Source organism: Citrobacter freundii complex sp. 2025EL-00176, assembly GCF_053309355.1.
Genome location: NZ_JBRYHT010000004.1, coordinates 248967 through 273548, shown reverse-complemented (window position 1 = coordinate 273548; position 24582 = coordinate 248967). Strand labels below are relative to the sequence as shown.

Sequence of the window (24582 nt, the reverse complement as noted above, 5' to 3'; positions counted from 1 at the left end):
ACAGGCCGGATGCCACGGGCATCCGGCACGGGTAAGGTTACTCTTCCGGCGCTTCTAGCTCGGAAAATCCACCGTGGCCTTCCCACCCGGCTAATCGTTGATAGACGGTCTCAACCGCATCTTTGATCGGCTGCGTCATCGGGTAATAAAAACCGACAATATCCGGCTGAATGCCGAGGAAGATCACCTCGCCAACATCCTCTTTTAGCTGATCAACCAGATAGTTCAGCGGCATGTTGTGGGTGGTCATCATGAACATTTCGGCAATATCATCCGGGTCGATAATGCGGATTTCACCCGGGTTTAACCCCATGTCGGTGGCATCCACAATCAACAGACGCTGCGGGTGCAGTTCACGGATCGCGACGATATCGTTTTCCGGCGCGCTGCCGCCGTCGATGACGACCCAGTTGCCCTGAGGATTGGCAGCGCACATTTCCGCCAGTAGCGGACCCGCGCCGTCATCGCCCATCATGCTGTTGCCGACACAAAGTAAAACGTCAGTCACGGTGTCTCCTCACCATCAGATAGATGGCGCTTTCCTGGTGAATATCATGCAGCATGCTGAGCATCAGCTTGCTCCACTCCTGCTGCTGCGGAGTCTGCACGGCGCGCGCATCATCAAACGCGCGCGCCAGCATTTGCACATGGTTGAAATCGATGACGATCTCGCCATACTTCGGCACGCCCTCCATTTTCCGGCGGGCTTCGCTGCCCTCGGCAAGGGTGGCAATCCACGCCAGATATTCATCCCACGGACAGGTTAACGCCGCTTCCAGGCAATCGATGATCCCAAGGTGGTGACCAATCGCCAGGCTGTAATAGACAACCTGCTGCGCCTCAGCAGGCGTCGCATCGTTCTCATCAATAAACTTACGGCTCAGTTGACTGAACACCACCGTTTCACTCATCGGATACGCGCCTCTTCGACTACATGGTTAAGATGCGTGACGATCTCGGTCAGACGCGGATCGTTTTCCGCTTCCAGCCAGCGCGCCACCTGATGTTCACCCTGCCCTAACTGCGTCATATAGTCATCAGCAATCTGGCGACCGTAGCGGTAACCCGCCAGACGGCGAGCTTCGCGGTCTACCTTGACACGCAGCGGTTGAACCATATCCGGATGCAGAATTTCAGCGGGCTGTTCGTCAAGTTCACCTGGCGCACGCGCATGAATTTTCTGTTCCAGCAGACCCAGCGCCATCGCAAAACCGTACAGCGTTGCCGCAGGCGTCGGCGGACAGCCAGGAATATACACGTCCACCGGTACGATTTTATCCGTGCCGCCCCATACGCAGTATAAGTCGTGGAAGATCCCACCGCTGTTGCCACAAGCGCCGTAAGAGATACAAATTTTCGGATCCGGCGCAGACTGCCAGGCGCGCAGCGCCGGAGAACGCATCGCGCGGGTTACCGCACCGGTAAACAGCAGGATATCCGCATGGCGCGGCGACGGTACCACTTTGATACCAAAGCGTTCGGCATCAAACAGTGGAGAAAGCGTGGCGAAAATTTCGATTTCGCAGCCGTTGCAGCCGCCGCAGTCCACACGATAAACATACGCTGAACGCTTGATGCTTTTCAGCAGCGATGCTTTCATGCTGGCAATGGATTCATCCACCGTCATCGGTACCGGAATACCGTTGGCGTCACGTGGGCCTAATAAATTGCTCATCAGCTGGCCTCTTTCATATGGCGAGTCAGTTCAATACGGTCAGACGGCACCAGACATTTCTGGCGCTTACAATCCGGGCAGGTCTCAAAGCTTTCGCGGTGGTTTTCCGCACGGCTGTCACCGTTGTGCTTGAGCAGCGCAATGGCGTAATCAATCTCTTTTTGTACCGCAAACGGGCGGTTACAGACGCGACAGTTACACAGCGAAAAGCGAGACTGCTGCAGGAAATCTTCTTTCTTCCACACCGCCAGCTCATATTCCTGCGACAGCTTGATCGCCGCCGTCGGGCAGACTTCTTCGCAGCGGGCACAGAAGATGCAGCGACCGAGGTTGAACTGCCACGCCAGCTCATTGGTAGCCAGATCGGTTTCTACCGTCAGCGCGTTCGACGGACACGCATTAACACAGGCCGCGCAGCCAATGCACTGCTGCGGATTGTGTTCCGGCTTACCACGGAAGTTTTTATCGACCGCAATCGGCTCCAGCGGATACGACGACGTCGGCGCCCCGGTTTTGATGACTTTTTTGATAAAGGTAAACATGGCGATTCCTTATTTCAGCGGCGAGTTTTTACGCTCGATGCTGTAGCGCTCAAGTTCTTTGTACGGCACGACTTTGCTCTTCTTCTTACGCACATCGACCACGGTCATACGGTCAGTACAGGAGTAGCAAGGATCGAGGCTACCGATAATCAGCGGGGCATCGGAAACAGTGTTGCCACGCAGCATGTAACGCAGCGTTGGCCAGTTGGCGTAGGTCGCCGCACGGCAGCGCCAGCGATACAGCTTCTGGTTATCGCCGGTCATGCTCCAGTGGATGTCATCCCCGCGCGGCGCTTCGGCAAAGCCCAGCGCGAAGCGGTGAGGAATATAGGTAAAGCCTTCCACCGCCAGCGGGCCGCCCGGCAGGTTGTCCAGACCAAAGTCGATCATGTTCAGTGCGGTATAGACTTCATTGATACGGACTTTAAGACGAGAAATGACGTCGCAACCCTGCTCGCTGTGCACTTCCATCGGCAGCAGACCATAGCCGACAAATGGGTGATCGGCGCGGGTGTCGCGCGCGTGGCCGCTGGCGCGAACCATCGGACCGACGTTACTAAAATCGCGGGCGATTTCCGGATCCAGACGACCAATACCCACGGTACGCTGTTCCATGTTCGGCGTGCTGAGCAGCATATCGACCAGTTCCTGCACGTCACGACGCATCTGCTGCGCCAGTTGACGGGTCTGGATCATATCGTCTTTCAGCAGGTCACGACGGATACCGCCGATCAGGTTCATACCGTAAGTTTTACGCGCCCCGGTGAGGATCTCCGCCATCTTCATCGACGTTTCACGTACGCGGAAGAATTGCATAAAGCCGGAGTCAAAACCGGTGAAGTGACAGGCCAGGCCGAGGTTCAGTAGATGCGAGTGCAAGCGCTCCACTTCCAGCAGAATGGCGCGGATCATCTGCGCGCGTTCCGGCACCACGATACCCATCGCATTCTCAACGGAGGTGGTATAGGCGGTGCTGTGGGCAAAACCGCAGATGCCGCACACGCGGTCCGACAAGAACGTCACTTCGTTGTAACCCATACGGGTTTCCGCCAGTTTCTCCATGCCGCGGTGGACATAGAACAGACGATAGTCGGCGTCGATGATGTTCTCGCCGTCAACAAACAGACGGAAATGACCGGGTTCATCGGAGGTCACGTGCAGCGGGCCAATCGGCACCACGTTATTTTTCTTATCACCCAGTTCGTTGATGAACTCGTAGGTTTCAGCATCCGTCGTCGGCGCCGGGCGTTGACGATAATCCATACTGTCTTTACGCAGCGGATACAGCTCGTCCGGCCAATCATCCGGCAGCACCAGACGACGTTCATCCGGTAAACCGACCGGGATCAAACCGTACATGTCGCGTACTTCACGCTCACCCCAGACGGCAGCCGGAACACGTGGCGTAACGGATGGGAATTCCAGCTTATTGGCATCCACTTCAACGCGGACGGTGATCCAGCACTTGGTGCCCTGCTCCATCGACATCACGTAATAAACGGCGTAATGGCCGCACAGCTGACGTTCGTCGTTGCCAAACAGCACAGACAACCAGCCGCCCTGTTTGTAGTACAGGAACTCAACCACTTCCGGCAGGTAGTTCACCTTGACGGTGATCGTCAGCTGATCTTTAGTCTGCCAGGCTTCATCCAGCACCACGCCCGGAAAGGCCTGGTGCAGAGCGGCGAGATATTGTTGACCTAATTTTTCTTCAGACATGCTCAAACTCTCTTAAATCACGCCACCAGCAAGGAGACGAACGCTAAAAACGCAAACCCAAAACCGGCCCAGGTCACGCGTGAAGTGGCGCAAAAACGCAGACGCGCCATGCTGTTTTCGAACAAAGCGATGACCAGTACGCCGAGGACCAGTTTGACGACGGCAATCACCAGCGCCAGCAGTAGACCACCCGCGGTGAAGGTCTCCATCTGTCCCCACGGCAGGAACACGCCGACGAACATTTGCAGCACAACCAATTGCTTGAGGCTAATGCCCCATTTCAGTACCGCAAAACCACTGCCGCTGTATTCGGTCAATGGACCTTCCTGCAGCTCCTGCTCTGCTTCCGCCAGATCGAACGGCAGTTTGCCCATTTCGATAAAGGTGGCGAAAGCACAGGCGCACAGCGCCAGAATCAGCGGGATGCTGCGCGCAGCAGGCCAGTGATAAACGGTATCGGCGATATTGCTGATATGCGTTGAACCCGCAACCTGCGCCGCTACCCACAGACCCAGCAGCAGAATAGGTTCAACCAGCACGCCGAGCATCGCTTCGCGGCTGGCGCCAATCGCAGTAAACGGGCTACCGGTATCCAGACCCGCGATAGAGAAAAAGAAACGAGCGATGGCGAACAGGTAAATTAAGGTGATCAGATCGCCCAATTGCGGCAGCGGTGAACCAACGGTCACTACCGGCAGCGCGGTGGCAATAGTCAGCATCACGCCTACCATCACAAACGGCGTCAGGCGGAAAACCCAGCTGGAATCCGCAGGCGCAATGCTCTGACGACCCAGCAGTTTGATAATGTCACGGTATTCCTGCAAAACGCCCGGACCGCGACGATTATGCAAACGCGCACGCGCCACGCGGGTCACACCGGACAGCAGCGGCGCAACGGCAAACAGCACCAGCGCCTGAATTAACGGATATAAAACACTCATTTTCAGGCTCCTCGTGAAACCACAATCACCACCAGCACCGCCAGCTCAATCAACGCCAGGCGACGAAACAGTACCGGGGCGGCCGCATTCTGCCAGCCCGGAACCAGTGATACCGGGTTCAGCCATTTACGCAGTTTGAGTACCGGGGCAAAGGCTTCTTTCACCGGCATGGCAAAACCGTGGGCGGTAATGACCATTGACTGCTCGTGATCGTAACCACACACCCATGCCGCACCGCGTGAACGCGACGGCAGACGGTTGCCTTTGAAAATTGCCATGATGATGAACGGCAGCAGCGGACACGCGATCAGCAGCAGCGTAATCATTGGCTGAGAAACGGTGGTGTTCGCGGTTTCCAGCGGCAGTGGAACGGCAGAGGAAATCATCGGCAGCAGCCACGGCGCAGCAACGCCGCCAATCACGCAGCAGATAGCCAGCGCAACCACGCTCACGCCCATCAGGATTGGCGCGCAGGAGGCATTTTCCGCTTCCTTCGTGCGCGGTGCGCCAAGGAACGTAACGCCATACACTTTCGCCATACACATCACCGCCAGCGCGCCGGTAATCGCCAGTCCTACCGCCAGCAACGGCCCTAACAGACGACCGACAAACGCGCCGCTGTTGCCAAGCTTAAAGAAGGACTGATAGATAACCCACTCACCGGCAAAACCGTTCAGCGGCGGCAGTGCGGCCATCGCCATCAGACCAACCAGCATCGCCAGAGAGATAACCGGCATACGTTTACCGATACCGCCCAACTTCTCGATATCACGATGACCGGTACGGAACCAGATGCTGCCAGCCCCGAGGAACAGAACGCTTTTGAACAGGCTGTGGTTGACCAGATGATACAGACCACCGGTCAAACCCAACGCAATCAGCGCCGGTTGATTCAGCGAAATCCCGGTTACGCCAGCGCCCAGACCCAGCAGAATAATGCCGATGTTTTCCAGCGTGTGGTACGCCAGCAGACGCTGGATGTTATGTTCCATCAGCGCATACAGACCGCCGACAAACGCGGTGATCATGCCCAGCACCAACAGCGTAATGCCCCACCACAGCGGCGCGTTACCACCCAGCAGCGACAAGGAGAGAATACCCAGCAGACCGACCTTCATGACCACGGTAGAAAACAGTGCCGCAGCCGGCGCGCTGGCGTTGGCGTGTGCCTGTGGCACCCAACCGTGCAGTGGGATAATCCCGGCCAGCAGGCCAAAACCCGCCACGCCCAGCAGCCAGATGTCAGCCCCAAGCGGCAGCTCCTGGGTGCGCAGGTCAAGCAGGCGCAGCTCCAGCGTGCCGTAACGTTGCCATACCAGGTAGCAGGCAATCGCCAGCAGCAGCGTGCCGATACGGCCCAGCGCAAACCACAGCTTGCCCTCTTTACTGCAACCGGTGAGGAACACCGCGCACAGCGCCATGATTTCCGCCATCACCACCAGCGTACCGAGGTTGCTGGCAACCACCGCACATACCGCTGCAGCCATCAGCAGATTCACCAGCAGGCCGTTAGCTTTCACCTGCGGATGGCGATGCCAGTCAATGTTGTACAGGCTGACAAACAGGCCGCACAGGCCCAGCGTAATCAGCCAGATAGCATTCAGCGGCGTCATTTGCAGAGTGTGGCCGATAAACGGCATCACACCGCTGACCGCAACGGCGCGGGTCAGAACGAGGAACCCCGCAGCCGCCGTACACAGGCTGCCAACCGCACCGCCAACCCCTGCAATCCAGCCGCTCAGCGGTTTATGAAATGAAAACAGAAATGCCAGAACCGCAGCCGCTGTAAACCAGGCCACGCCGCTGTTAATCAGTGAAATTGCGCTCATTTTGCATCTCCACTTTGAGCCTGCTGAAACAAGGTGAGATCGCCGAAGTCGGTATTGAAAGTCAGCTCACGTTTACGTTTACTGGCGCGGGCGATATCCATGTTGCTCACCAGATGCAGGGCTTTGGTCGGGCACATGCGTACGCAGGCCGGACCTTGCTCGTCAAAACTACACAGATCGCATTTCACCGCGATGGCACGGACGCCCGGAACCCAGTCCAGCAGCGTGCTTACGCGAGCTGGAGCGGGCGGAGCCGGCGGCGCTTTTGATGTATTGGCGTTTGCCGGGATATGCAGCGGACGGCTACCGGAAAACTCGATAGCACCGAACGGACAGGCGATACCGCACAGTTTGCAGCTTACGCACAGGCTTTCATTCAGCTGTACGGCACCGTCAACGCGATTAATCGCATTAACCGGACAAACGGTAGCGCAAGGCGCATCTTCACACTGGTGGCAAAGCTGCGGCGCGGATTCTTTTTCATTTAACATCACTTTCAGGCGCGGCATTGACTGCAGGCCATGCTGGCGATGTGTCTCTGAGCAGGCGGCTTCACAGGTGTGGCAGCCAATACAAAGAGTGGAGTCAGCAATTACAAAACGATTCACCAGGCATTCCTCAGGTGATAGTCATTTTTGACGAAAACATGTCAGGCAAATGTCATTTCGACATTTTTCGACATGCCCATTCCCTAAACTGTCGTGACGCAGTAGTAACGCCGCATCATGACAAACGTGGGCAGCACCCGAGGCTTAAGCCGGGCTATGTCCCTCAACCAGCTGGCTTAAATTCACCGGCATATTGTTTTCAACCGCCGTATACAGGCTGTCATAGACGCTGGCGATTTTTTCGAGGTAGTGCTCCAGCACCTGTTCGCGATCGCGGTTGCTGATACGCTCATCAACTTTACCGTCGATGGTCAACTGTGCCTGTGCAATCAGTTGCTTATCATCACCCTCTTTCGTTTCGACGTAATACTCGATGGTGTGACTGTTAAAGCCATCCGCCAGCGTGACGTAGATAACGAAGTGTTCAAAAAGGACAAAGCATAGATCTTTGTCCGGCGCGCAGCTCATCGCATGATGCAAACGCGCTTTCGACAGGGTGATCCCCTGAACCAGCGAGTTGCAGTAAATACGCCACTGGTCCTGTAGGCGACGATGCCGTTCAGCGATGTAATCGGCTTTTTCGCTTATTTCCCAAATAGTCATGTCAGGTTACCCGTTTAGCAGAGATGAACAGCCTTAAGCACGTTTCATGCCAAAATTAATTTCCTTTATTTTCATGGGGATAAAAAATCAACGGCGGGTGACGACGTGTCATTTCGTCATCGTCGTCATTGTCACGACCGAAAAAATTCAACCTGGCATGTTTATTGCTTTTAATACGGCAACTTCACAGGAGGCGGTATGCACGAAATAACCCTCTGCCAACGGGCACTGGAATTGATTGAACAACAGGCCACGCAACATGGTGCAAAGCGAGTAACTGGGGTCTGGCTCAAAATTGGCGCATTTTCTTGCGTAGAAACCAGCGCTCTCGCCTTTTGTTTTGATCTGGTATGCCGCGGGACCCTTGCAGAAGGTTGTAAACTCCACCTCGAAGAACAAGAAGCGGAATGTTGGTGCGAATCTTGTCAGCAATACGTCACGTTACTGACGCAACGCGTGCGTCGGTGTCCGCAATGCAACAGCGATATGCTGAGAATTGTGGCCGATGACGGTCTACAGATTCGGCGAATTGAAATAGACAGTAATTCTGCGCCGGATGGTGACGCGTAAGCGTCTTATCCGGCCTACAGGAATAGCCTGAGTTGTAGGCCGGATAAGGCGAAGCCGCCATCCGGCAACAGATTTACCGCAAGATAGAGATCAGGAGTGAGCGATGTGTACGACATGTGGTTGCGCTGAAGGCAACCTTTATATAGAAGGTGATGAGCATAATCCCCACTCGGCGTTTCGCAGCGCGCCATTTGCCCCGGCGGCTCGCCCGGCGCTGAATATTACCGGTGTGAAAACCTCTAATTTCGCACCGAGCCAGACTGCAGAAGGCGACCTGCACTACGGTCATGGCGAGGCGGGTACCCATGCGCCAGGCATGAGCCAGCGCCGCATGCTGGAAGTCGAAATTGACGTTCTGGACAAAAATAACCGTCTGGCCGAACGTAACCGCGCCCGTTTTGCCGCGCGTCAGCATCTGGTATTAAACCTCGTATCAAGCCCGGGCTCCGGTAAAACGACGCTGCTGACCGAAACGCTGATGAAGCTGAAAGACAGCGTACCGTGCGCGGTGATTGAAGGCGACCAACAGACGGTCAACGATGCCGCCCGTATTCGCGCCACCGGCACCCCCGCCATCCAGGTCAACACCGGTAAAGGTTGCCACCTTGACGCGCAAATGATTGCTGATGCCGCGCCGCGTTTGCCGCTTGATGACAACGGTATTCTGTTTATTGAAAACGTCGGTAACCTGGTCTGCCCGGCCAGCTTCGACCTCGGCGAACGTCATAAAGTGGCGGTGCTTTCCGTCACCGAAGGCGAAGATAAGCCGCTGAAATATCCGCATATGTTTGCCGCCGCATCGCTGATGCTGCTCAATAAAGTGGATCTGCTGCCATACCTCAATTTTGATGTTGAAAAGTGCATTGCCAGCGCCCGGGAAGTGAACCCGGACATTGAGATCATCCTGATTTCCGCCACCAGCGGCGAAGGGATGGACCAATGGCTCTCCTGGCTGGAGACGCAGCGATGTGCATAGGTGTTCCGGGTCAAATCCGCACCATTGACGGCAACCAGGCCAAAGTCGACGTTTGCGGTATTCAGCGCGACGTCGACCTGACATTGGTCGGTAGCTGTGATGAAAATGGTCAGCCGCGTCTGGGTCAGTGGGTACTGGTCCATGTCGGCTTTGCGATGAGCATCATTAATGAAGCAGAAGCGCGCGACACGCTCGACGCGCTGCAAAACATGTTTGACGTTGAGCCGGATGTCGGCGCGTTGCTGTACGGCGAGGAAAAATAAATGCGTTTTGTTGACGAATACCGCGCACCAGAACAGGTGATGCAGTTGATAGAGCACCTGCGTGAACGTGCCGCTCTCCTCTCCTACACCGCCGAACGACCGCTGCGCATCATGGAAGTTTGTGGGGGTCATACCCACGCTATTTTCAAATTCGGACTCGACCAGTTGCTGCCCGAGAACGTGGAGTTCATTCATGGTCCCGGCTGCCCGGTTTGCGTTCTGCCGATGGGCAGAATCGACAGCTGTGTTGAAATCGCCAGCCATCCGGAAGTGATTTTCTGCACCTTTGGCGACGCCATGCGCGTGCCGGGAAAACAAGGCTCATTACTACAGGCCAAAGCGCGCGGCGCGGATATCCGCATTGTCTATTCGCCGATGGATGCGCTGAAGCTGGCGCAGGAAAACCCGACGCGTAAGGTAGTGTTCTTTGGTCTGGGTTTTGAAACCACCATGCCGACCACCGCCATCACCCTGCAGCAGGCAAAACAACGCGATGTGCAGAACTTTTACTTTTTCTGCCAGCATATTACGCTTATCCCCACGCTGCGCAGCCTGCTGGAACAGCCGGACAACGGCATCGATGCCTTTTTAGCACCGGGGCACGTCAGCATGGTGATTGGCACCGACGCCTATAATTTCATTGCCTCAGATTTCCATCGCCCGTTAGTGGTCGCCGGCTTTGAGCCGCTCGACCTGCTGCAAGGCGTGGTGATGCTGATTGAACAGAAAATCGCCGCCCAAAGCCAGGTTGAAAACCAGTACCGCCGCGTAGTACCGGATGCCGGTAACGCATTAGCGCAACAGGCCATCGCTGAAGTATTTTGCGTCAACGGCGACAGCGAATGGCGCGGTCTGGGCGTGATCGAATCGTCTGGCGTTCACCTGACGCCGGACTATCAACGTTTTGATGCCGAAGCGCATTTTCAGCCAGCGCCACAGCAGGTATATGACGATCCGCGCGCGCGTTGCGGAGAGGTGTTGACCGGCAGATGTAAACCGCATCAATGTCCATTATTTGGCAAAACCTGTAATCCGGAGACCGCGTTTGGCGCACTGATGGTCTCCTCAGAAGGCGCATGTGCCGCCTGGTATCAGTATCGTCAGCAGGAGTGTGAAGCATGAACAGCGTACAACTCGCCCACGGTAGCGGCGGTCAGGCTATGCAGCAGTTGATCAACAGTCTGTTTATGGAAGCTTTTGCTAATCCGTGGCTGGCGGAACAGGAAGATCAGGCGCGTCTGGAACTGGCGCAACTGGTTGCAGAGGGCGACCGTCTGGCGTTTTCTACCGACAGCTACGTTATCGACCCGCTATTCTTCCCCGGCGGCAATATCGGCAAACTGGCGATCTGCGGTACGGCGAACGATGTCGCCGTCAGCGGCGCTATTCCGCGTTACCTCTCCTGCGGTTTTATCCTTGAAGAAGGTCTGCCGATGGAGACGCTGAAAACCGTCGTCAACAGTATGGCGGCAACCGCGCGTGAAGCGGGCATTGCCATCGTGACCGGTGATACCAAAGTCGTGCAGCGTGGCGCCGCAGATAAGCTGTTTATCAACACCGCCGGTATGGGGGCGATTCCCGCCGACATTCACTGGGGTGCGCAAACTCTCGGTCCTGGCGATGTATTGCTGGTTAGCGGTACGCTTGGCGACCATGGCGCAACCATTCTTAATCTGCGCGAGCAATTGGGTCTTGATGGCGAACTGATCAGCGACTGTGCGGTGCTCACGCCGCTTATCCAGACGATACGCGATATACCCGGCGTGAAGGCGCTGCGTGACGCCACGCGTGGCGGTGTGAATGCGGTTACGCATGAGTTTGCCGCATCATGCGGATTTGGTATTGAGCTGTCTGAAGCAGCCCTGCCTGTCAAACCCGCGGTACGTGGCGTTTGCGAGCTGCTGGGCCTCGATGCGCTCAACTTTGCCAACGAAGGCAAACTGGTGATTGCCGTTGAGCGTCAGGCAGTTGAAAGCGTACTTGCCGCGCTGCGCGCGCATCCGTTAGGACGCGACGCGGCAATGATTGGTGAAGTGGTTGAACGTAAAGGTGTGCGTCTTGCCGGACTGTACGGCGTGAAACGAACCCTCGATTTACCACACGCTGAACCATTACCTCGTATATGCTAGCAGCCAGTTGGCAGCATACTGTACGCCGGATAAGACGCCCTGGCGTCGACATCCGGCATTCACGCTGCATTATCGCCTGATGGCTTTGTTTATCAGGCCTACGGATTGCTGACCTGCGAGTTTGCGGTCAGCCATCCGGCAATAATTTACGACTTATACCTATAATTCATTTACCGTTTTCGCACCGTATTGCGGTGCTTTCCCTGGAAAAGCAATATGTCGTATACACCGATGAGTGACCTCGGACAGCAAGGACTGTTCGATATTACTCGTACATTATTACAGCAGCCCGATCTTCAGTCTCTCAGCGAGGCGCTTTCACAGCTGGCCAAGCGTTCTGGACTGGCCGACTGCGCGGCTATTGTCTTATGGCAGGCACAAACGCAACGCGCGCGTTATTTTGCGACGCGCGAAAATAGTAAACCTATCGATTATGAAGACGAAACGGTGCTGGCGCATGGGCCGGTACGCCGTATTCTGTCGCGCCCCGACGCGCTGCACTGCAACTATCATGAGTTTACGGAAACCTGGCCACAGCTGGCATCCGGCGGATTGTATTCTGAATTTGGTCATTACTGTCTGCTGCCGCTGGCGGCGGATGGGCGAATCTTTGGCGGTTGCGAATTCATCCGCAACGAAGACCGGCCATGGAGTGAGAAAGAGTACAATCGGCTTCAGACCTTCACCCAGATTGTCGGTGTCGTGGCTGAACAAATTCAAAGCAGAGTCAGCAACAACGTCGATTACGATCTGCTGTGCCGTGAGCGTGACAACTTTCGCATCCTGGTCGCCATCACCAATGCGGTGCTTTCCCGACTGGACATAGATGAACTGGTCAGCGAAGTCGCCAAAGAGATCCACCACTATTTCGACATCGATGCCATCAGCATCGTGTTACGCAGTAGTCGCAAAAATAAACTGAGCATCTACTCCACCCACTATCTGGATGAACATCATCCGGCGCATGAACAGAGCGAAGTGGACGAAGCCGGTACGCTTTCTGAACGGGTATTTCGCAGCAAAGAGATGCTGCTGATTAACCTGAGCGAACGTGACGCCCTTGCTCCTTATGAACGGATGCTGTTCGAAACCTGGGGCAACCAGCTACAGACGCTGTGCCTGCTGCCGCTAATGTCCGGCAATAATATGCTTGGCGTACTTAAGCTGGCGCAGTGTGAAGAGAAAGTCTTCACCACCGCCAACCTCAAACTGCTACGCCAGATTGCCGAACGCGTGGCGATTGCCGTCGATAACGCCCTCGCCTACCAGGAAATTCACCGTCTGAAAGAACGTCTGGTCGATGAAAACCTGGCGCTGACCGAGCAGCTCAACAACGTTGACAGCGAGTTCGGCGAAATCATTGGCCGCAGCGAAGCAATGTACAGTGTGCTCAAACAGGTTGAGATGGTGGCGCAAAGCGACAGCACCGTATTGATTCTCGGCGAGACCGGAACAGGCAAGGAGCTGATCGCCAGAGCAATTCATAACCTGAGCGGCCGCAACGCCCGCCGGATGGTGAAGATGAACTGCGCGGCAATGCCTGCCGGATTGCTGGAGAGCGACCTGTTTGGTCATGAGCGCGGCGCGTTTACCGGGGCCAGCACGCAACGTATTGGGCGTTTCGAACTGGCGGACAAAAGCTCACTGTTCCTTGATGAAGTGGGCGATATGCCGCTTGAGCTTCAGCCTAAGCTATTGCGCGTTTTGCAGGAACAGGAGTTTGAGCGTCTGGGCAGCAATAAGCTGATCCAGACCGATGTCCGGTTGATCGCCGCCACCAACCGCGATCTGAAAAAGATGGTCGCCGATCGCGAGTTTCGCAATGATCTCTACTATCGACTGAACGTCTTCCCGATCCATCTGCCGCCGCTGCGCGAACGCCCGGAAGATATTCCGCTATTGGTAAAAGCTTTCACCTTTAAAATTGCCCGCCGAATGGGACGCAATATCGACAGTATTCCCGCCGAAGCGCTGCGTACGCTGAGCAGTATGGAATGGCCGGGTAACGTGCGTGAACTGGAAAATGTGGTAGAACGCGCGGTGCTGCTCACAAGGGGCAATGTACTGCAACTGTCTCTGCCGGATGTCGTCGCTTTGACGCCTTCCACGCCGCCGGTGGCGACCGAAGTCGCTCAAGATGGCGAAGATGAATACCAGCTGATTATGCGCGTGCTGAAAGAAACTAACGGCGTTGTTGCCGGTCCCAAAGGCGCGGCGCAACGACTGGGACTGAAGCGCACGACGTTACTTTCACGCATGAAGCGCCTGGGTATTGATAAGGATGCGCTGGTTTAACGGTTCGCCCGATGGCGCTTTGCTTATCGGGCCTACCCGCTTGGTGCGTTTGTATTTGTAGGCCGGATAAGGCGGGCAAAGAATTGCTACTTACTTCTTCCGCTGGTACTTCTCAGGCAATTCCGGAACGGGCCGTTTGTCATCAATCAGATGACGTACGGTCAGGATCGGATGACGCCAGAGCATTCTTGGCCCAGCCCAGCGCATAATCTGCTTCATCTCTTCACGTTTGGCGGGTTGATAACAGTGTACCGGGCACTGTTTGCAGGCCGGTTTGTCCTCACCAAATACGCATTTATCGAGGCGCTTTTGCGCATAGGCAAACAACGCATCGTAATGCCCCGGCTCGTCTACTGCGTGCGGACACTGGCTCTCGTACAGCGAGATCATTCTCTGGATCGTCATTTTTTCTCGTGCAATACGTTTGCCAGACATGGTGCCTCCCTAACTAAGTTGCATAAATAATACACCTTAATAGTGAAGGCAACCATGACCTGCGAACAATTCCCTGAGAGAATAGTTAAATTGCCCTGCGTTTATAAGGACGGTAGTGCGGTAGCCAAAAGTTATCTTTAATGCTTCGCAACAGCGCATCGTCGCTCATTTTTTCCGCCACACCTGACTGCTGCGCCGCCTTACCCACCTCAAACGCAATGTTGCGAGTCACATCGCATATTGTTCCAATCTCTGGTAATAGCGCGCCTTCACCGTCACGCACTAGCGGAGAAGCTTCAGCCAGCGCACGGCTTGCAGCCATCAACATTGCCTCTGTTATCCGCGTTGCGCCGCTGGCGATAGCTCCCAGACCGATCGCCGGGAAAACATACACGTTATTACACTGTGAAACAGGAATGACACGTCCATAAATCTCTACCGGCTCGCACGGGCTACCGGTTGCGATAATGGCCTGTCCCTCGGTCCAGTGAAGAATATCTTCTGGCCGTGCTTCCATTTTTGAGGTGGGATTCGACAATGGCATCACAACAGGACGATTGCAGTATTGGTACATCGTGCTAATCACCTCCTGCGAGAACAATCCAGCCTGGCCCGAAACACCCAACATTACCGCGGGTTTGGCATTACGGATCACTTCCAGAAGTGACGGTGCCTGCCCCTCAAACTGCCAGTCAGAAACGTCCTCGGGCGACTGCGCCAATGGTTGCTGGAAATCAGCTAAGGCATTATTGGTGGTCATTACCAGACCGTCGCGATCCACCATAAAAATGGTCCGTCGGGCTTCCGTCTGCCCCATGCCTTCGGACATACGACAAGCAACAATATGCCGGGCGATCCCACATCCCGCGGCCCCCGCCCCCACAATCACGATGGATTGCTGATGGAAGTCACGGCCGCTGCCGCGGCAGGCCGCGAGTATGGTTGCCAGGGCCACCGACGCCGTGCCCTGGATATCATCATTAAAACAGCACAGTTCATCGCGATAACGTTCCAGCAAAGGCACGGCCGTATGCTGGGCGAAATCTTCAAACTGCAGCAGAACGTTAGGCCAGCGCCGTTTTACGGCAGCAATAAACATTCCAATAAACGCGAAGTAATCTTCGCCAGTTATACGCGGATGACGCCAGCCGATATAGCGCGGATCGTCCAGCAGTCGCGTATTGTTCGTGCCGACATCCAGTAGAATGGGCAGCGTATTCGCCGGATTAACCCCGCCACACACGGTATAGAGCGAAAGTTTCCCGATAGGAATTCCCATGCCGCCAACACCCTGGTCGCCCAATCCCAGAATACGCTCGCCATCGGTGACGACGATGACCTTGATATCGTGCCGTGGAATATCATGCAATATATCGTCAATACGTTCGCGATCGGGCCAGGAAATAAAGACGCCACGCGCGCGACGATATATCCAGGAGAATTTTTCACAGGCGGCCCCAACCACTGGGGTATAAACGATTGGCAGCATCTCCGGCAGATGCTTTTTCAGCAGGTAATAAAATAACGTTTCGTTGGTATCCTGAATATTACGCAGATAAATATGCCGAGCATTATGGGATTCTGCTTCGAGGTACTGTTGATAAGCTCGCTCGGCTTGCTCATCAATATTCTCAATGGCGCATGGCAGTAAACCGCCAAGGTTAAAGTCATGCCTTTCTTGCTGCGTGAAGCTGCTTCCCTTGTTTAATAACGGAGACTCAAGCAGTAACTTTCCCGTAAACGGGACGTATAAAACATCGTTTGTCACGTTGTCATCCATAAATTGCAACCAGATAAAAAATAAGAGCCTGTGTTACCAGGCTCTCGGTATTCAAATCAGGACATAGTTGGCTATCAGCATCGCTGCGATACCTGCCAGCGCAGGAAGCAGGGTTCTTCTGACGATCATAAATGGTGAACATTCACCCGCTTTACTCACCGCAATAATGATGCCAGCCACTGGAGACATAGAGCGCCCCATACCCGCCATCAGTTGCATAGGCAGAATCATATTGACGGCGCTTTCACCAAATTTTGCCGCAATTGAAGGCGCCAGTCCGGAGAAAGAGAAAAAGGCTGCAACGCCAGATCCGGTCAGCACAGCGGTGATCCCCACCAGGGCGGTCATCACCAGCGTCATGCTGGTAAAGCCCAGACCGGCGTTTTGTACGGACTGCAACAGATAATCTACCGCACCAATTTTCTGCAGCCCCTGAGCATAAATATCTGCACATACCAGCAAAGAAACGATGCTGGTAAACATACTGCCCATGCCTTTGAAAAAGACCTGTATCCCTTTACAGCAGCTTTTGAAATCACGCGTAGTCGCCAGTTCGAAGAAAAAAGCGACAACTGCGCCAAGAATCATCGCAGTAACCACATCAATTTTGATAGATTTGATCACCAGCGGGCTAAAGACCAACACCAGTACCACAGGCAGAACCGGCAACAGCGCGTAAATAGCAGGAACCTTACGCCCTTCTTCTTCAGCCTCAACCACGCTTTGCGCGCCGGGTACGAAGCCATCTTTTTTGTCGAAATACTTCGCGGTGAAGTAAATCACCACCGCCACAGCCAGCATCACCACCACCGCCACCGGCATCTGATAATGGGCAAAGTAGATAGCACTTTCCATTCCGGCATGCTTCGCCGCCAGATTGGCCGTACCTACCGCGGGTCCTAAGTCCATAAACGCGCAGAGACCAATCATCGCGGCCGCGGAGGCTTTACTCACCCCAAGGCGAACCAGAACCGGGAAGAATGTCACCAGTAGCAGCATCGCCAGGCCCGCTGCACTTGAAATTGCCACATGCAGAAGCTGGGCACAGATATACCCTAACGCAAGGATTAAGTAAGGCGCTTTAATCACCTGCAGCGGCCGAATACACATATTGACCATCGCATTCGACGCTTTAATGTGATCCATATAGCTGGCGAATCCACCCGCAGCCATAATGATGAGACCAATACCCGCAATTTGTGTGGTAAGCGATTCTTTTGCAAAGCTAAAGATATCCAGCCAGGTTGACCCCGTGGATTTCGCTTTATCATACAGAATACTGTTTTCTGGATAAAACAGTACGGTAATGGTCAATAATGCCAGTCCAGCGAGTAATAAAACAGTTTGCGGCTGATAATTTTTCACAATTAACCATGCAGCAATAACTGTTATCACTATTGCTATAATAAACGCCGTCATAATAACAATTCCTATGCCATATAAATCGGGTAGGGTTACCTGTCATATCATCATAACTTATGTAGGATAGTAAAGAATCACCCCTATATATAAGCAGCTATAATATGTACGTAAATTTATCGTATTACCTACTCAAATATTGAGTTTTAATTGTAATGGGTTGTGTGGTTGTAAAATACGGGAAAGGTGTTTTCCCACCCCTTTTTGTGAGTAAGATCGCAACTCATCTGAATGCAGTCACCTTCCCCAGAAAAGGCTGGATGCGGGTATCCAACATATTCATTCTATGATTGACGTCGAAAGCGTATTATCCTATAACAACGTTGATATACAACAGCCATCGGGTGTTATCCATGTACAAGAAAAACACATTAAGTCTGGATGAGTATAACTCACTCACTCTTAATATGGGTGATCTAACTGAATCTGAGTGCCGACTTAATGAGTACATTAATAAACACTTTAATGAACTCCCCTATCATGGCATTGTGGACCTTTCACAAAATGCGATGGTAAGCAAAGCGACCATTGGCCGATTCTTAAATAAAATTGGTTTTACAGGTTACGCTGCTTTCCGTAAAGCATTAGACATTACATTATCAAAAAATAAAATTTCTGCACCTTTTGAGAAAAATACGAAACTGCGTAACAACCCCAGCATTACCACAGAAAGTATCGTTACTGATTTCACATGTAAAGTATCAGAATTATTTAATCAATTTAAAAATAATATCGATATTGAAAGCCTGAATGCTTTTATCGATCTGGTACTGAACAATCAACGGCATATTTATGTTGTCGGCCCTTCATCTTCTCATGCAATGGCGACACATTTTTGTACCCTGCTAAAATACTTTCGCAGCGATATCACACTGTTACCGACAGACATCAGCGAACTTCCCAAATGTCTTATCAATATTGAGGAGAAGGACGTACTGATTGTCTTCTCCTACTATCGATTTAATCGGGTCGCCCTTAATATTGCAAAGTGGTTCAGAAAAAAGAATGCCGTCGTGGTACTGGTTACCAATTCAGAAGCGAACCCTTACGGTAAATTCTGCGATCTGCAGTTTGTTCTTCCCAGTGACGTGCAATCCATTTTCCAAAGCCGTATTCTCGGCTTCTTTTTTATCGAACTCATTTTGCATCTGGCTTATGAGAAAGGTGATAACGAGGGGAATTTTGCCCAACTGGAGGAGTTATTCGTCTTTTTTGAAACTTTTTCGGCATCAGCCCATAACACTTAGCGCCGCCAGGAGAGTACCCCTCCCGGCAGCATGGCAAATCAGGCAATCTCTACCGTTTTCACGCGTTCGAACTCAGCTATCGTTTCAGCAATTAGCGCATCATTAGCCCCAATATATGATAGCGGTTCGCAGGCGGCGGTAATTTCCGCCACAGACAGAGACGTGCGGATTTCCGGGCTTGCCAGCACAACCTCCATGAAGTTCTGCTCACCAGTTGCATTCTTCAGAAGTTTTTTCAGTAAGTTATAGGCTGACTCTCTGCCAATTTTGGCGGCAAGTTTCATCGTCAGCGATTCCGACATAATAAAGTGTTTCGAGCAGTCAAAATTAGCACGCATCTTCTCTTCATTAATGATGAGGTGCGAAAGCAGATTTTTTGCACGTGTCAGGCTGGTCGATAAGGCATTCGATGCCTCCGGAAGGATCGTCCAGTTCAGAACCCTCATAGAGGCGGCTCGCACATCCTGTTGATCCAACATGGCCGGCGCACCGGAAGCATACATCCAGCCCATTCTGGCCAGCGTTTGCATCATGTTACTGGCGCGTGGATTGACTTTGTGCGGCATCGTACTTGACCCGCCACCGCCTTCGCCTTCAAACACTTCAGCGATCGGCGTGCGCCCCATGGTTTCAACATCGTTAGCCAGTCGACACAGCGTGCCATGAACAAGCGCAAAAAACTGTACAACTTCAACAACCGCGTCCTGACTGGCATTATTAATACCGCAGGGCACGTTCAGACCCAGCGCCAGCATCAGTCGTTCACGGGTTTCCATACCCTGCTCACCCACGGAAGCCAGATTGCCTACCGCACCACCAAAGAGTCCGGTCACCGCGCGTGGATACAACTGCTGGAGTCTTGCCAGGTGGCGGTTAATCTCTGTCAGATAACTGCACACATGAAGCCCCCAGGTTGTCGCAGAGGCATCCACCGAATTGGTGCGCGCAACCATTACCGTACGGGTGTGACGTATCGCCATCGCTTTCATCGCTTCCCCGACATCAAGCAATTGCTGGCGCAGCAGTTGCAGCGTTTGCTGCAATCTCATCGCCATACCTGAATCCAGCAAGTCCTGAGTGGTGCACCCCCAATGCAGGAACTGGCTTACCAACGGCGTACCGAAGGCAGAGATCTGATCGATTAACGGTTTTATCGCCATACCAACCGTTTGTGTTTCCTTTGCCAGAGTCGGCCAGTCTATCTGTATTTCCTGGCAGGCTTGCGCAATTTCAGTTGCCGCCCTCTCGGGGATAATCCCTAACTCACTTTGAATGCGTGCAACAGTGACCTCAAAACGCAGCCAACAACGCAGCAGATTGTCGTCAGACCATATTTCCCGCATCCGCTCGTGGGTGAACAATGATGAATAAAGATCAGAATCAAATACCGTTGTTTGCTTACCGAACATACAGCGCCTCTCCGGCCAATGAATGCGTTATAATCGAAAATGTGATTAATCAATTTTGCGGGATCTGTCTTCCAAATTGTAGGGGAAAATAGGATTCCCACAGCAAAAGCAGCCATGAGAATGCAATATTCCCATTTTCAGTTTTTCCACCCAGTAGAAATGGGATGTACTTCACAGTAATTTTTACATTCCAGCAAAACCATGCTTAATACTCGCTAAAAATTGGCCATTAAATATTAGAACCATTAATACAACAGAGAAAAAACGATATTTATGCGTGAATAATCACATTTAATTACGAGAAAAATCCTTTCCCATATCGCCGACATTCCTTTTTAACAAACAATAATCCTGCTGTGAACTTTATTTTTATGGTCAGGAAACTAATTCTGGTTGAGGGATGACATGAAGCTAAGAAATTATTCACTAATATTACTAATGGGTATGAGTTCCTCGGCGTTCGCCTTAAATGTCTATAATAAAGATGGAAATACTCTGGATATCTATGGACGTGTTGAGGGTAAAATTGCGAGTGGTCAGAATTCATTTGCCGGCAGTGAAAGCCGAAGCGATTTGGGTGGACGTGTAGGTATTTATCTCACCCGAGATCTGGATCTTCTGCCAGATACCAAAATCGTCGGGCGTCTGGAATGGCAAGTGCGCACAGAAAAAAATGATAACAATACCGGTGAAAGCGATATGGAAGCCCGCTATTCCTATGTCGGTCTGTCGAATAAAACATGGGGTGAATTGATCACCGGGAGAACCAAAAACCCGTTGTATCAGGTTATGAAAATGACCGATAAATACAAAAACTTTACGCCTAATATCTACAGCTATGGCATTACAACCATTGATGATTCGTACCAGTTCAACCGACAGGACGGCACCGTACAGTGGAACGCCAAATTTGCCGGTAACGAAATTCAGCTGGCATGGGTCTCCGGTAATGGCAACAGCGATAACGAAGCCCTCGATTATGGCGCGATGGCCAGCTATCGTAAATCGTTCAAATTTGGCGACTTTAGAATTATACCGGCGATTGCGGCCAGTCGTTACAAACGACAGGATGGCGTAGTGACCACCGATGGGCGTAATCAAAACGATCAAATTATGGGAGGGTTACAACTCAACTATAAAGCCTATGAAGTCGCGGTAACCGCGTTACGTACTTCTATTTCTCGTGATAACAAAAGCGATAATAATTATAAAGGGATGGACTCACTTATTTCCTACAACTTTGGCACCGTCAAGGTTCTCACTGGATATAGTTTTTTAAATGAAGATGGTAAAGATATCGCAGAAAAAGAAGACTGGCGTGCTGAAGCGCAATTAACATTGGCTGAGGATACGTGGTTATCATTTACTTACGATAAAGAATTCGCCAGTAAGAACAAAAAAACCAATGATGATGCACTCATCGTTGGACTCCGTTATGATTTCTAAGAGATAACCAATGAAAAAGATAACTTTGCTTACCGCTGCAATGGCCCTTGCACTGAGCAGTATCTGCGCTCATGCGGATACGTTATTAGCGCCTTCCGCTCATGCCAAAATGGATGGCGAGAATAAAATCGTCGCGCTTTATGGTAACTCGTTCACGTTCTATAACAATAATATCAACACCCGATTACGGGATTTGACGCAGTCTTTACTGCCTGACCATGCCAAAGGCTATAAGTATCGGGGGATCACGATTTCCAGCGGTCATTTAGGCTGGCAAATTGAGAATATGCGCTATCAGAACACGCTACAGAAATGGGATGTGGTGGTATTGCAGGGGAACTCCACTGAAACGATCTCAAAGAAAGAAAGTACCCGACAAAACTTCGTTGACTCAGCAACCCAAATGGCCGAAATGGCGCATAAAGCAGGTGCAAAAGTCGTCTATTTCATGACCTGGGCGAAGAAAGCTAAACCCGAAGATAGCCAAAAACTGGCGGATGCTTATATCTCCATTGCGCAAAAAACGGGAGGATATGTCGCTCCGGTAGGTCTGGCTTTCGAGAAAGCGCGCAAAACTCATCCTGAAATAAACCTGTATTATCATGATGGTGTACACCCTTCGATTTCTGGAACGTATCTCGCAGCCTGCGTATTTTTCGCTACCCTGTATAACCAGTCTCCGGTCGGCGGCGCGCTTCCGGTCGATACGGACATGACCCCTGCCACCGCCAAAGCGTTACAGCAGGTGGCATGGGAAACCGTCACTGAGTTTCAGAAGCCGTAATCACCAAGGTATTCGTTCCCTACACGCCGGCAATTCTGTCGGCGTGAAACGCATTATCCCCGTCTATTCCTTAGCGCCCTACGCAAATAAGAATTATTTTCATTTGTTTATACCTTGTGCTATATAACATAGCAAAGGCTATATTCGATGAGAAATTAACCACCTTATTGTGAGGGATACTATGCCGCAGCTGCCCCATCTGAAGTCATTTCTCCTTGCCAGCGCGTTGACGGCACTGACGCTGTCACCCGCATGGGCACAAGAAAAGTTTAAAGTAATAACCACCTTTACGGTGATTGCGGACATGGCAAGCAACGTAGCAGGTGACGCCGCGGACGTCAGATCTATCACCAAACCTGGGGCAGAAATTCACGAATATCAACCCACGCCGGGCGATATTAAGCGGGCGCAAGGCGCACAGCTTATCCTCTCGAACGGACTCAACCTCGAGCTGTGGTTTGCCCGTTTCTACCAACATTTATCCGGCGTACCAGAAGTAATGGTATCCAACGGCATTCAGCCGATGAGCATCAGCGAAGGGCCGTACAATGGCAAACCCAATCCGCATGCCTGGATGTCGGCAGAAAATGCGCTGATCTACGTAGATAATATTCTCGACGCGCTGATGAAATACGATCCGCAGAATGCCGCAACCTACCAAAAAAATGCGGAAAGTTATAAGGCCAAAATCCAGCAGACGCTGGCGCCACTGCATGCTGAACTGGCAAAGCTCCCTGCCGATAAACGCTGGCTGGTCACCAGTGAAGGTGCATTTTCTTATCTGGCACGCGATAACGGCCTGAAAGAGTTGTATCTGTGGCCAATCAATGCCGATCAGCAAGGCACCCCCAAACAGGTACGTAAAGTGATCGACACGATCAGGGAGCAGCGGATCCCAACGGTATTTAGCGAAAGCACTGTCTCCGATAAGCCCGCGCGTCAGGTCGCCCGTGAGTCCGGTGCGCATTACGGCGGCGTACTGTATGTCGATTCGCTTAGCGCTGCCGACGGTCCGGTACCGACTTATCTGGATTTACTGCGCGTTACCACGCAAACCATTGTTAACGGCATCAACGAAGGTCTGGAGAGCCAACCATGAGTCACTCTGCGATTACCGTAAATCAGGTTACGGTGACGTATCGCAACGGTCACACCGCATTGCGGGACGCCACTTTTCAGGTTCCGGGCGGCTCAATTGCCGCTCTGGTTGGCGTAAACGGTTCGGGAAAATCAACGCTTTTTAAAGCGCTGATGGGTTTTGTTCGCCTGGCTCAGGGGGAAATATCTATTCTGCAACAGCCAGTCAGCAAGGCGTTAAAACAGAATCTGCTTGCCTATGTCCCTCAGTCGGAAGAGGTGGACTGGTCGTTTCCGGTACTGGTGGAGGATGTGGTAATGATGGGGCGCTTTGGCCATATGGGCTGGCTGCGTCGTCCAAAACCGATCGACCACGCCAGTGTTGATGCGGCGCTGGCACGGGTCGATATGCTGGATTATCGCCATCGCCAGATAGGTGAACTGTCTGGCGGGCAGAAAAAACGCGTTTTTCTGGCAAGAGCCATCGCACAAGATGGACAGGTGATTTTGCTGGATGAACCCTTCACCGGCGTGGATGTGAAAACCGAGGCGCGCATCATCGATCTGCTACGCGAACTGCGCGATGAGGGGCGGACCATGCTGGTCTCGACCCATAATCTGGGATCCGTTACCGAGTTTTGTGATTACACGGTAATGATTAAAGGTACGGTGCTGGCAAGCGGCCCGACCGAAACCACCTTTACCACTGAGAATCTCGAGCAGGCATTCAGCGGCGTTCTGCGCCATGTGGCGCTGAGCGGCGGTGAGCAACATGTGATTACCGATGATGAACGCCCGTTTATTTCGCGACGCGCGGCCAACGAGGGGGAATAAT

Annotated in this window: 24 protein-coding genes; 11 read left to right on the top strand and 13 right to left on the bottom strand. The window is 52.6% G+C overall.

Going from position 1 to position 24582, the window contains the following annotated elements:
* Window positions 1–37 precede the first annotated feature (37 nt).
* The 9 genes from hycI to hycA form a co-directional block, all read right to left on the bottom strand.
* Complete coding sequence (gene hycI / locus ACVXHP_RS11865) at window positions 38–508, bottom strand: hydrogenase maturation peptidase HycI (RefSeq protein ID WP_200009238.1); 471 nt, start codon at window positions 506–508, stop codon at window positions 38–40.
* A complete protein-coding gene (locus ACVXHP_RS11860) occupies window positions 501–911 on the bottom strand; it encodes a formate hydrogenlyase maturation HycH family protein (protein ID WP_003037385.1) in 411 nt (136 codons plus the stop codon). The genes hycI and ACVXHP_RS11860 overlap by 8 nt, the downstream gene beginning before the upstream one ends.
* Window positions 908–1675, bottom strand: a complete 768-nt coding sequence (gene hycG / locus ACVXHP_RS11855; protein WP_003037388.1) for a formate hydrogenlyase subunit HycG — start codon at window positions 1673–1675, stop codon at window positions 908–910. Before hycG ends, ACVXHP_RS11860 begins: the two co-directional genes overlap by 4 nt.
* Window positions 1675–2217, bottom strand: coding sequence for a formate hydrogenlyase subunit HycF (gene hycF / locus ACVXHP_RS11850; RefSeq protein WP_061382331.1), 543 nt, complete (start codon window positions 2215–2217; stop codon window positions 1675–1677). Before hycF ends, hycG begins: the two co-directional genes overlap by 1 nt.
* Before the next feature lie 9 nt (window positions 2218–2226).
* On the bottom strand, window positions 2227–3936 hold the full coding sequence (gene hycE, locus ACVXHP_RS11845) for a formate hydrogenlyase subunit HycE (protein WP_304701437.1): 1710 nt from the start codon (window positions 3934–3936) through the stop codon (window positions 2227–2229).
* 17 nt (window positions 3937–3953) lie between these two features.
* Window positions 3954–4877, bottom strand: coding sequence for a respiratory chain complex I subunit 1 family protein (locus ACVXHP_RS11840; RefSeq protein ID WP_042310580.1), 924 nt, complete (start codon window positions 4875–4877; stop codon window positions 3954–3956).
* 2 nt (window positions 4878–4879) lie between these two features.
* Window positions 4880–6706, bottom strand: coding sequence for a formate hydrogenlyase subunit 3 (gene hycC, locus ACVXHP_RS11835; RefSeq protein ID WP_447571512.1), 1827 nt, complete (start codon window positions 6704–6706; stop codon window positions 4880–4882).
* The gene (gene hycB, locus ACVXHP_RS11830) at window positions 6703–7314 is read right to left on the bottom strand and encodes a formate hydrogenlyase subunit HycB (protein WP_032940517.1); all 612 of its coding nucleotides are present in this window, start codon (window positions 7312–7314) and stop codon (window positions 6703–6705) included. The genes hycC and hycB overlap by 4 nt, the downstream gene beginning before the upstream one ends.
* A gap of 144 nt (window positions 7315–7458) precedes the next feature.
* On the bottom strand, window positions 7459–7917 hold the full coding sequence (gene hycA / locus ACVXHP_RS11825; protein ID WP_200009241.1) for a formate hydrogenlyase regulator HycA: 459 nt from the start codon (window positions 7915–7917) through the stop codon (window positions 7459–7461).
* Between the two features lie 198 nt (window positions 7918–8115).
* Here hycA and hypA point away from each other — a divergent pair, with 198 nt between their 5' ends.
* The 6 genes from hypA (at window position 8116) to flhA (ending at window position 14150) form a co-directional block, all read left to right on the top strand.
* Complete coding sequence (hypA, locus tag ACVXHP_RS11820; protein ID WP_200009242.1) at window positions 8116–8487, top strand: hydrogenase maturation nickel metallochaperone HypA; 372 nt, start codon at window positions 8116–8118, stop codon at window positions 8485–8487.
* 103 nt (window positions 8488–8590) lie between these two features.
* Entirely contained in the window at window positions 8591–9463 is an 873-nt protein-coding gene (hypB, locus tag ACVXHP_RS11815) for a hydrogenase nickel incorporation protein HypB (protein ID WP_006687162.1), read from the top strand.
* Complete coding sequence (hypC, locus tag ACVXHP_RS11810; protein WP_038633103.1) at window positions 9454–9726, top strand: hydrogenase 3 maturation protein HypC; 273 nt, start codon at window positions 9454–9456, stop codon at window positions 9724–9726. Before hypB ends, hypC begins: the two co-directional genes overlap by 10 nt.
* Window positions 9727–10848: a hydrogenase formation protein HypD gene (gene hypD / locus ACVXHP_RS11805; RefSeq protein ID WP_200009243.1), complete on the top strand. Its 1122-nt coding sequence runs from the start codon at window positions 9727–9729 to the stop codon at window positions 10846–10848.
* Window positions 10845–11855: a hydrogenase expression/formation protein HypE gene (gene hypE, locus ACVXHP_RS11800; RefSeq protein WP_447571511.1), complete on the top strand. Its 1011-nt coding sequence runs from the start codon at window positions 10845–10847 to the stop codon at window positions 11853–11855. Before hypD ends, hypE begins: the two co-directional genes overlap by 4 nt.
* Window positions 11856–12071: 216 nt before the next feature.
* Entirely contained in the window at window positions 12072–14150 is a 2079-nt protein-coding gene (gene flhA, locus ACVXHP_RS11795; protein WP_304701447.1) for a formate hydrogenlyase transcriptional activator FlhA, read from the top strand.
* 90 nt (window positions 14151–14240) lie between these two features.
* Here the strand turns inward: flhA and ACVXHP_RS11790 are convergent, their stop codons facing one another.
* The 3 genes from ACVXHP_RS11790 to dcuC form a co-directional block, all read right to left on the bottom strand.
* A complete protein-coding gene (locus tag ACVXHP_RS11790; RefSeq protein WP_304701449.1) occupies window positions 14241–14585 on the bottom strand; it encodes a nitrous oxide-stimulated promoter family protein in 345 nt (114 codons plus the stop codon).
* A gap of 85 nt (window positions 14586–14670) precedes the next feature.
* Complete coding sequence (locus ACVXHP_RS11785; protein WP_316128742.1) at window positions 14671–16365, bottom strand: NAD-dependent malic enzyme; 1695 nt, start codon at window positions 16363–16365, stop codon at window positions 14671–14673.
* A 51-nt stretch (window positions 16366–16416) separates the two neighbouring features.
* Entirely contained in the window at window positions 16417–17784 is a 1368-nt protein-coding gene (dcuC, locus tag ACVXHP_RS11780; RefSeq protein ID WP_042310602.1) for a C4-dicarboxylate transporter DcuC, read from the bottom strand.
* A gap of 353 nt (window positions 17785–18137) precedes the next feature.
* Between dcuC and ACVXHP_RS11775 the strand changes: the two genes are divergently transcribed.
* The gene (locus tag ACVXHP_RS11775) at window positions 18138–19031 is read left to right on the top strand and encodes a MurR/RpiR family transcriptional regulator (RefSeq protein WP_137371070.1); all 894 of its coding nucleotides are present in this window, start codon (window positions 18138–18140) and stop codon (window positions 19029–19031) included.
* A 38-nt stretch (window positions 19032–19069) separates the two neighbouring features.
* Here ACVXHP_RS11775 and ACVXHP_RS11770 read toward each other — a convergent pair whose 3' ends face one another.
* On the bottom strand, window positions 19070–20440 hold the full coding sequence (locus ACVXHP_RS11770) for a class-II fumarase/aspartase family protein (RefSeq protein WP_304701454.1): 1371 nt from the start codon (window positions 20438–20440) through the stop codon (window positions 19070–19072).
* A 405-nt stretch (window positions 20441–20845) separates the two neighbouring features.
* Here ACVXHP_RS11770 and ACVXHP_RS11765 point away from each other — a divergent pair, with 405 nt between their 5' ends.
* From ACVXHP_RS11765 to sitB, 4 genes are all read left to right on the top strand, one after another.
* Window positions 20846–21886: a porin gene (locus ACVXHP_RS11765; RefSeq protein WP_200009248.1), complete on the top strand. Its 1041-nt coding sequence runs from the start codon at window positions 20846–20848 to the stop codon at window positions 21884–21886.
* 10 nt (window positions 21887–21896) lie between these two features.
* Entirely contained in the window at window positions 21897–22670 is a 774-nt protein-coding gene (locus tag ACVXHP_RS11760) for a DUF4886 domain-containing protein (protein WP_200009249.1), read from the top strand.
* 181 nt (window positions 22671–22851) lie between these two features.
* Window positions 22852–23769 (top strand): metal ABC transporter substrate-binding protein, encoded by a 918-nt coding sequence (locus ACVXHP_RS11755; protein WP_447571510.1) that lies wholly within the window; start codon window positions 22852–22854, stop codon window positions 23767–23769.
* On the top strand, window positions 23766–24581 hold the full coding sequence (sitB, locus tag ACVXHP_RS11750; protein WP_447571509.1) for an iron/manganese ABC transporter ATP-binding protein SitB: 816 nt from the start codon (window positions 23766–23768) through the stop codon (window positions 24579–24581). The genes ACVXHP_RS11755 and sitB overlap by 4 nt, the downstream gene beginning before the upstream one ends.
* Window position 24582 lies beyond the last annotated feature (1 nt).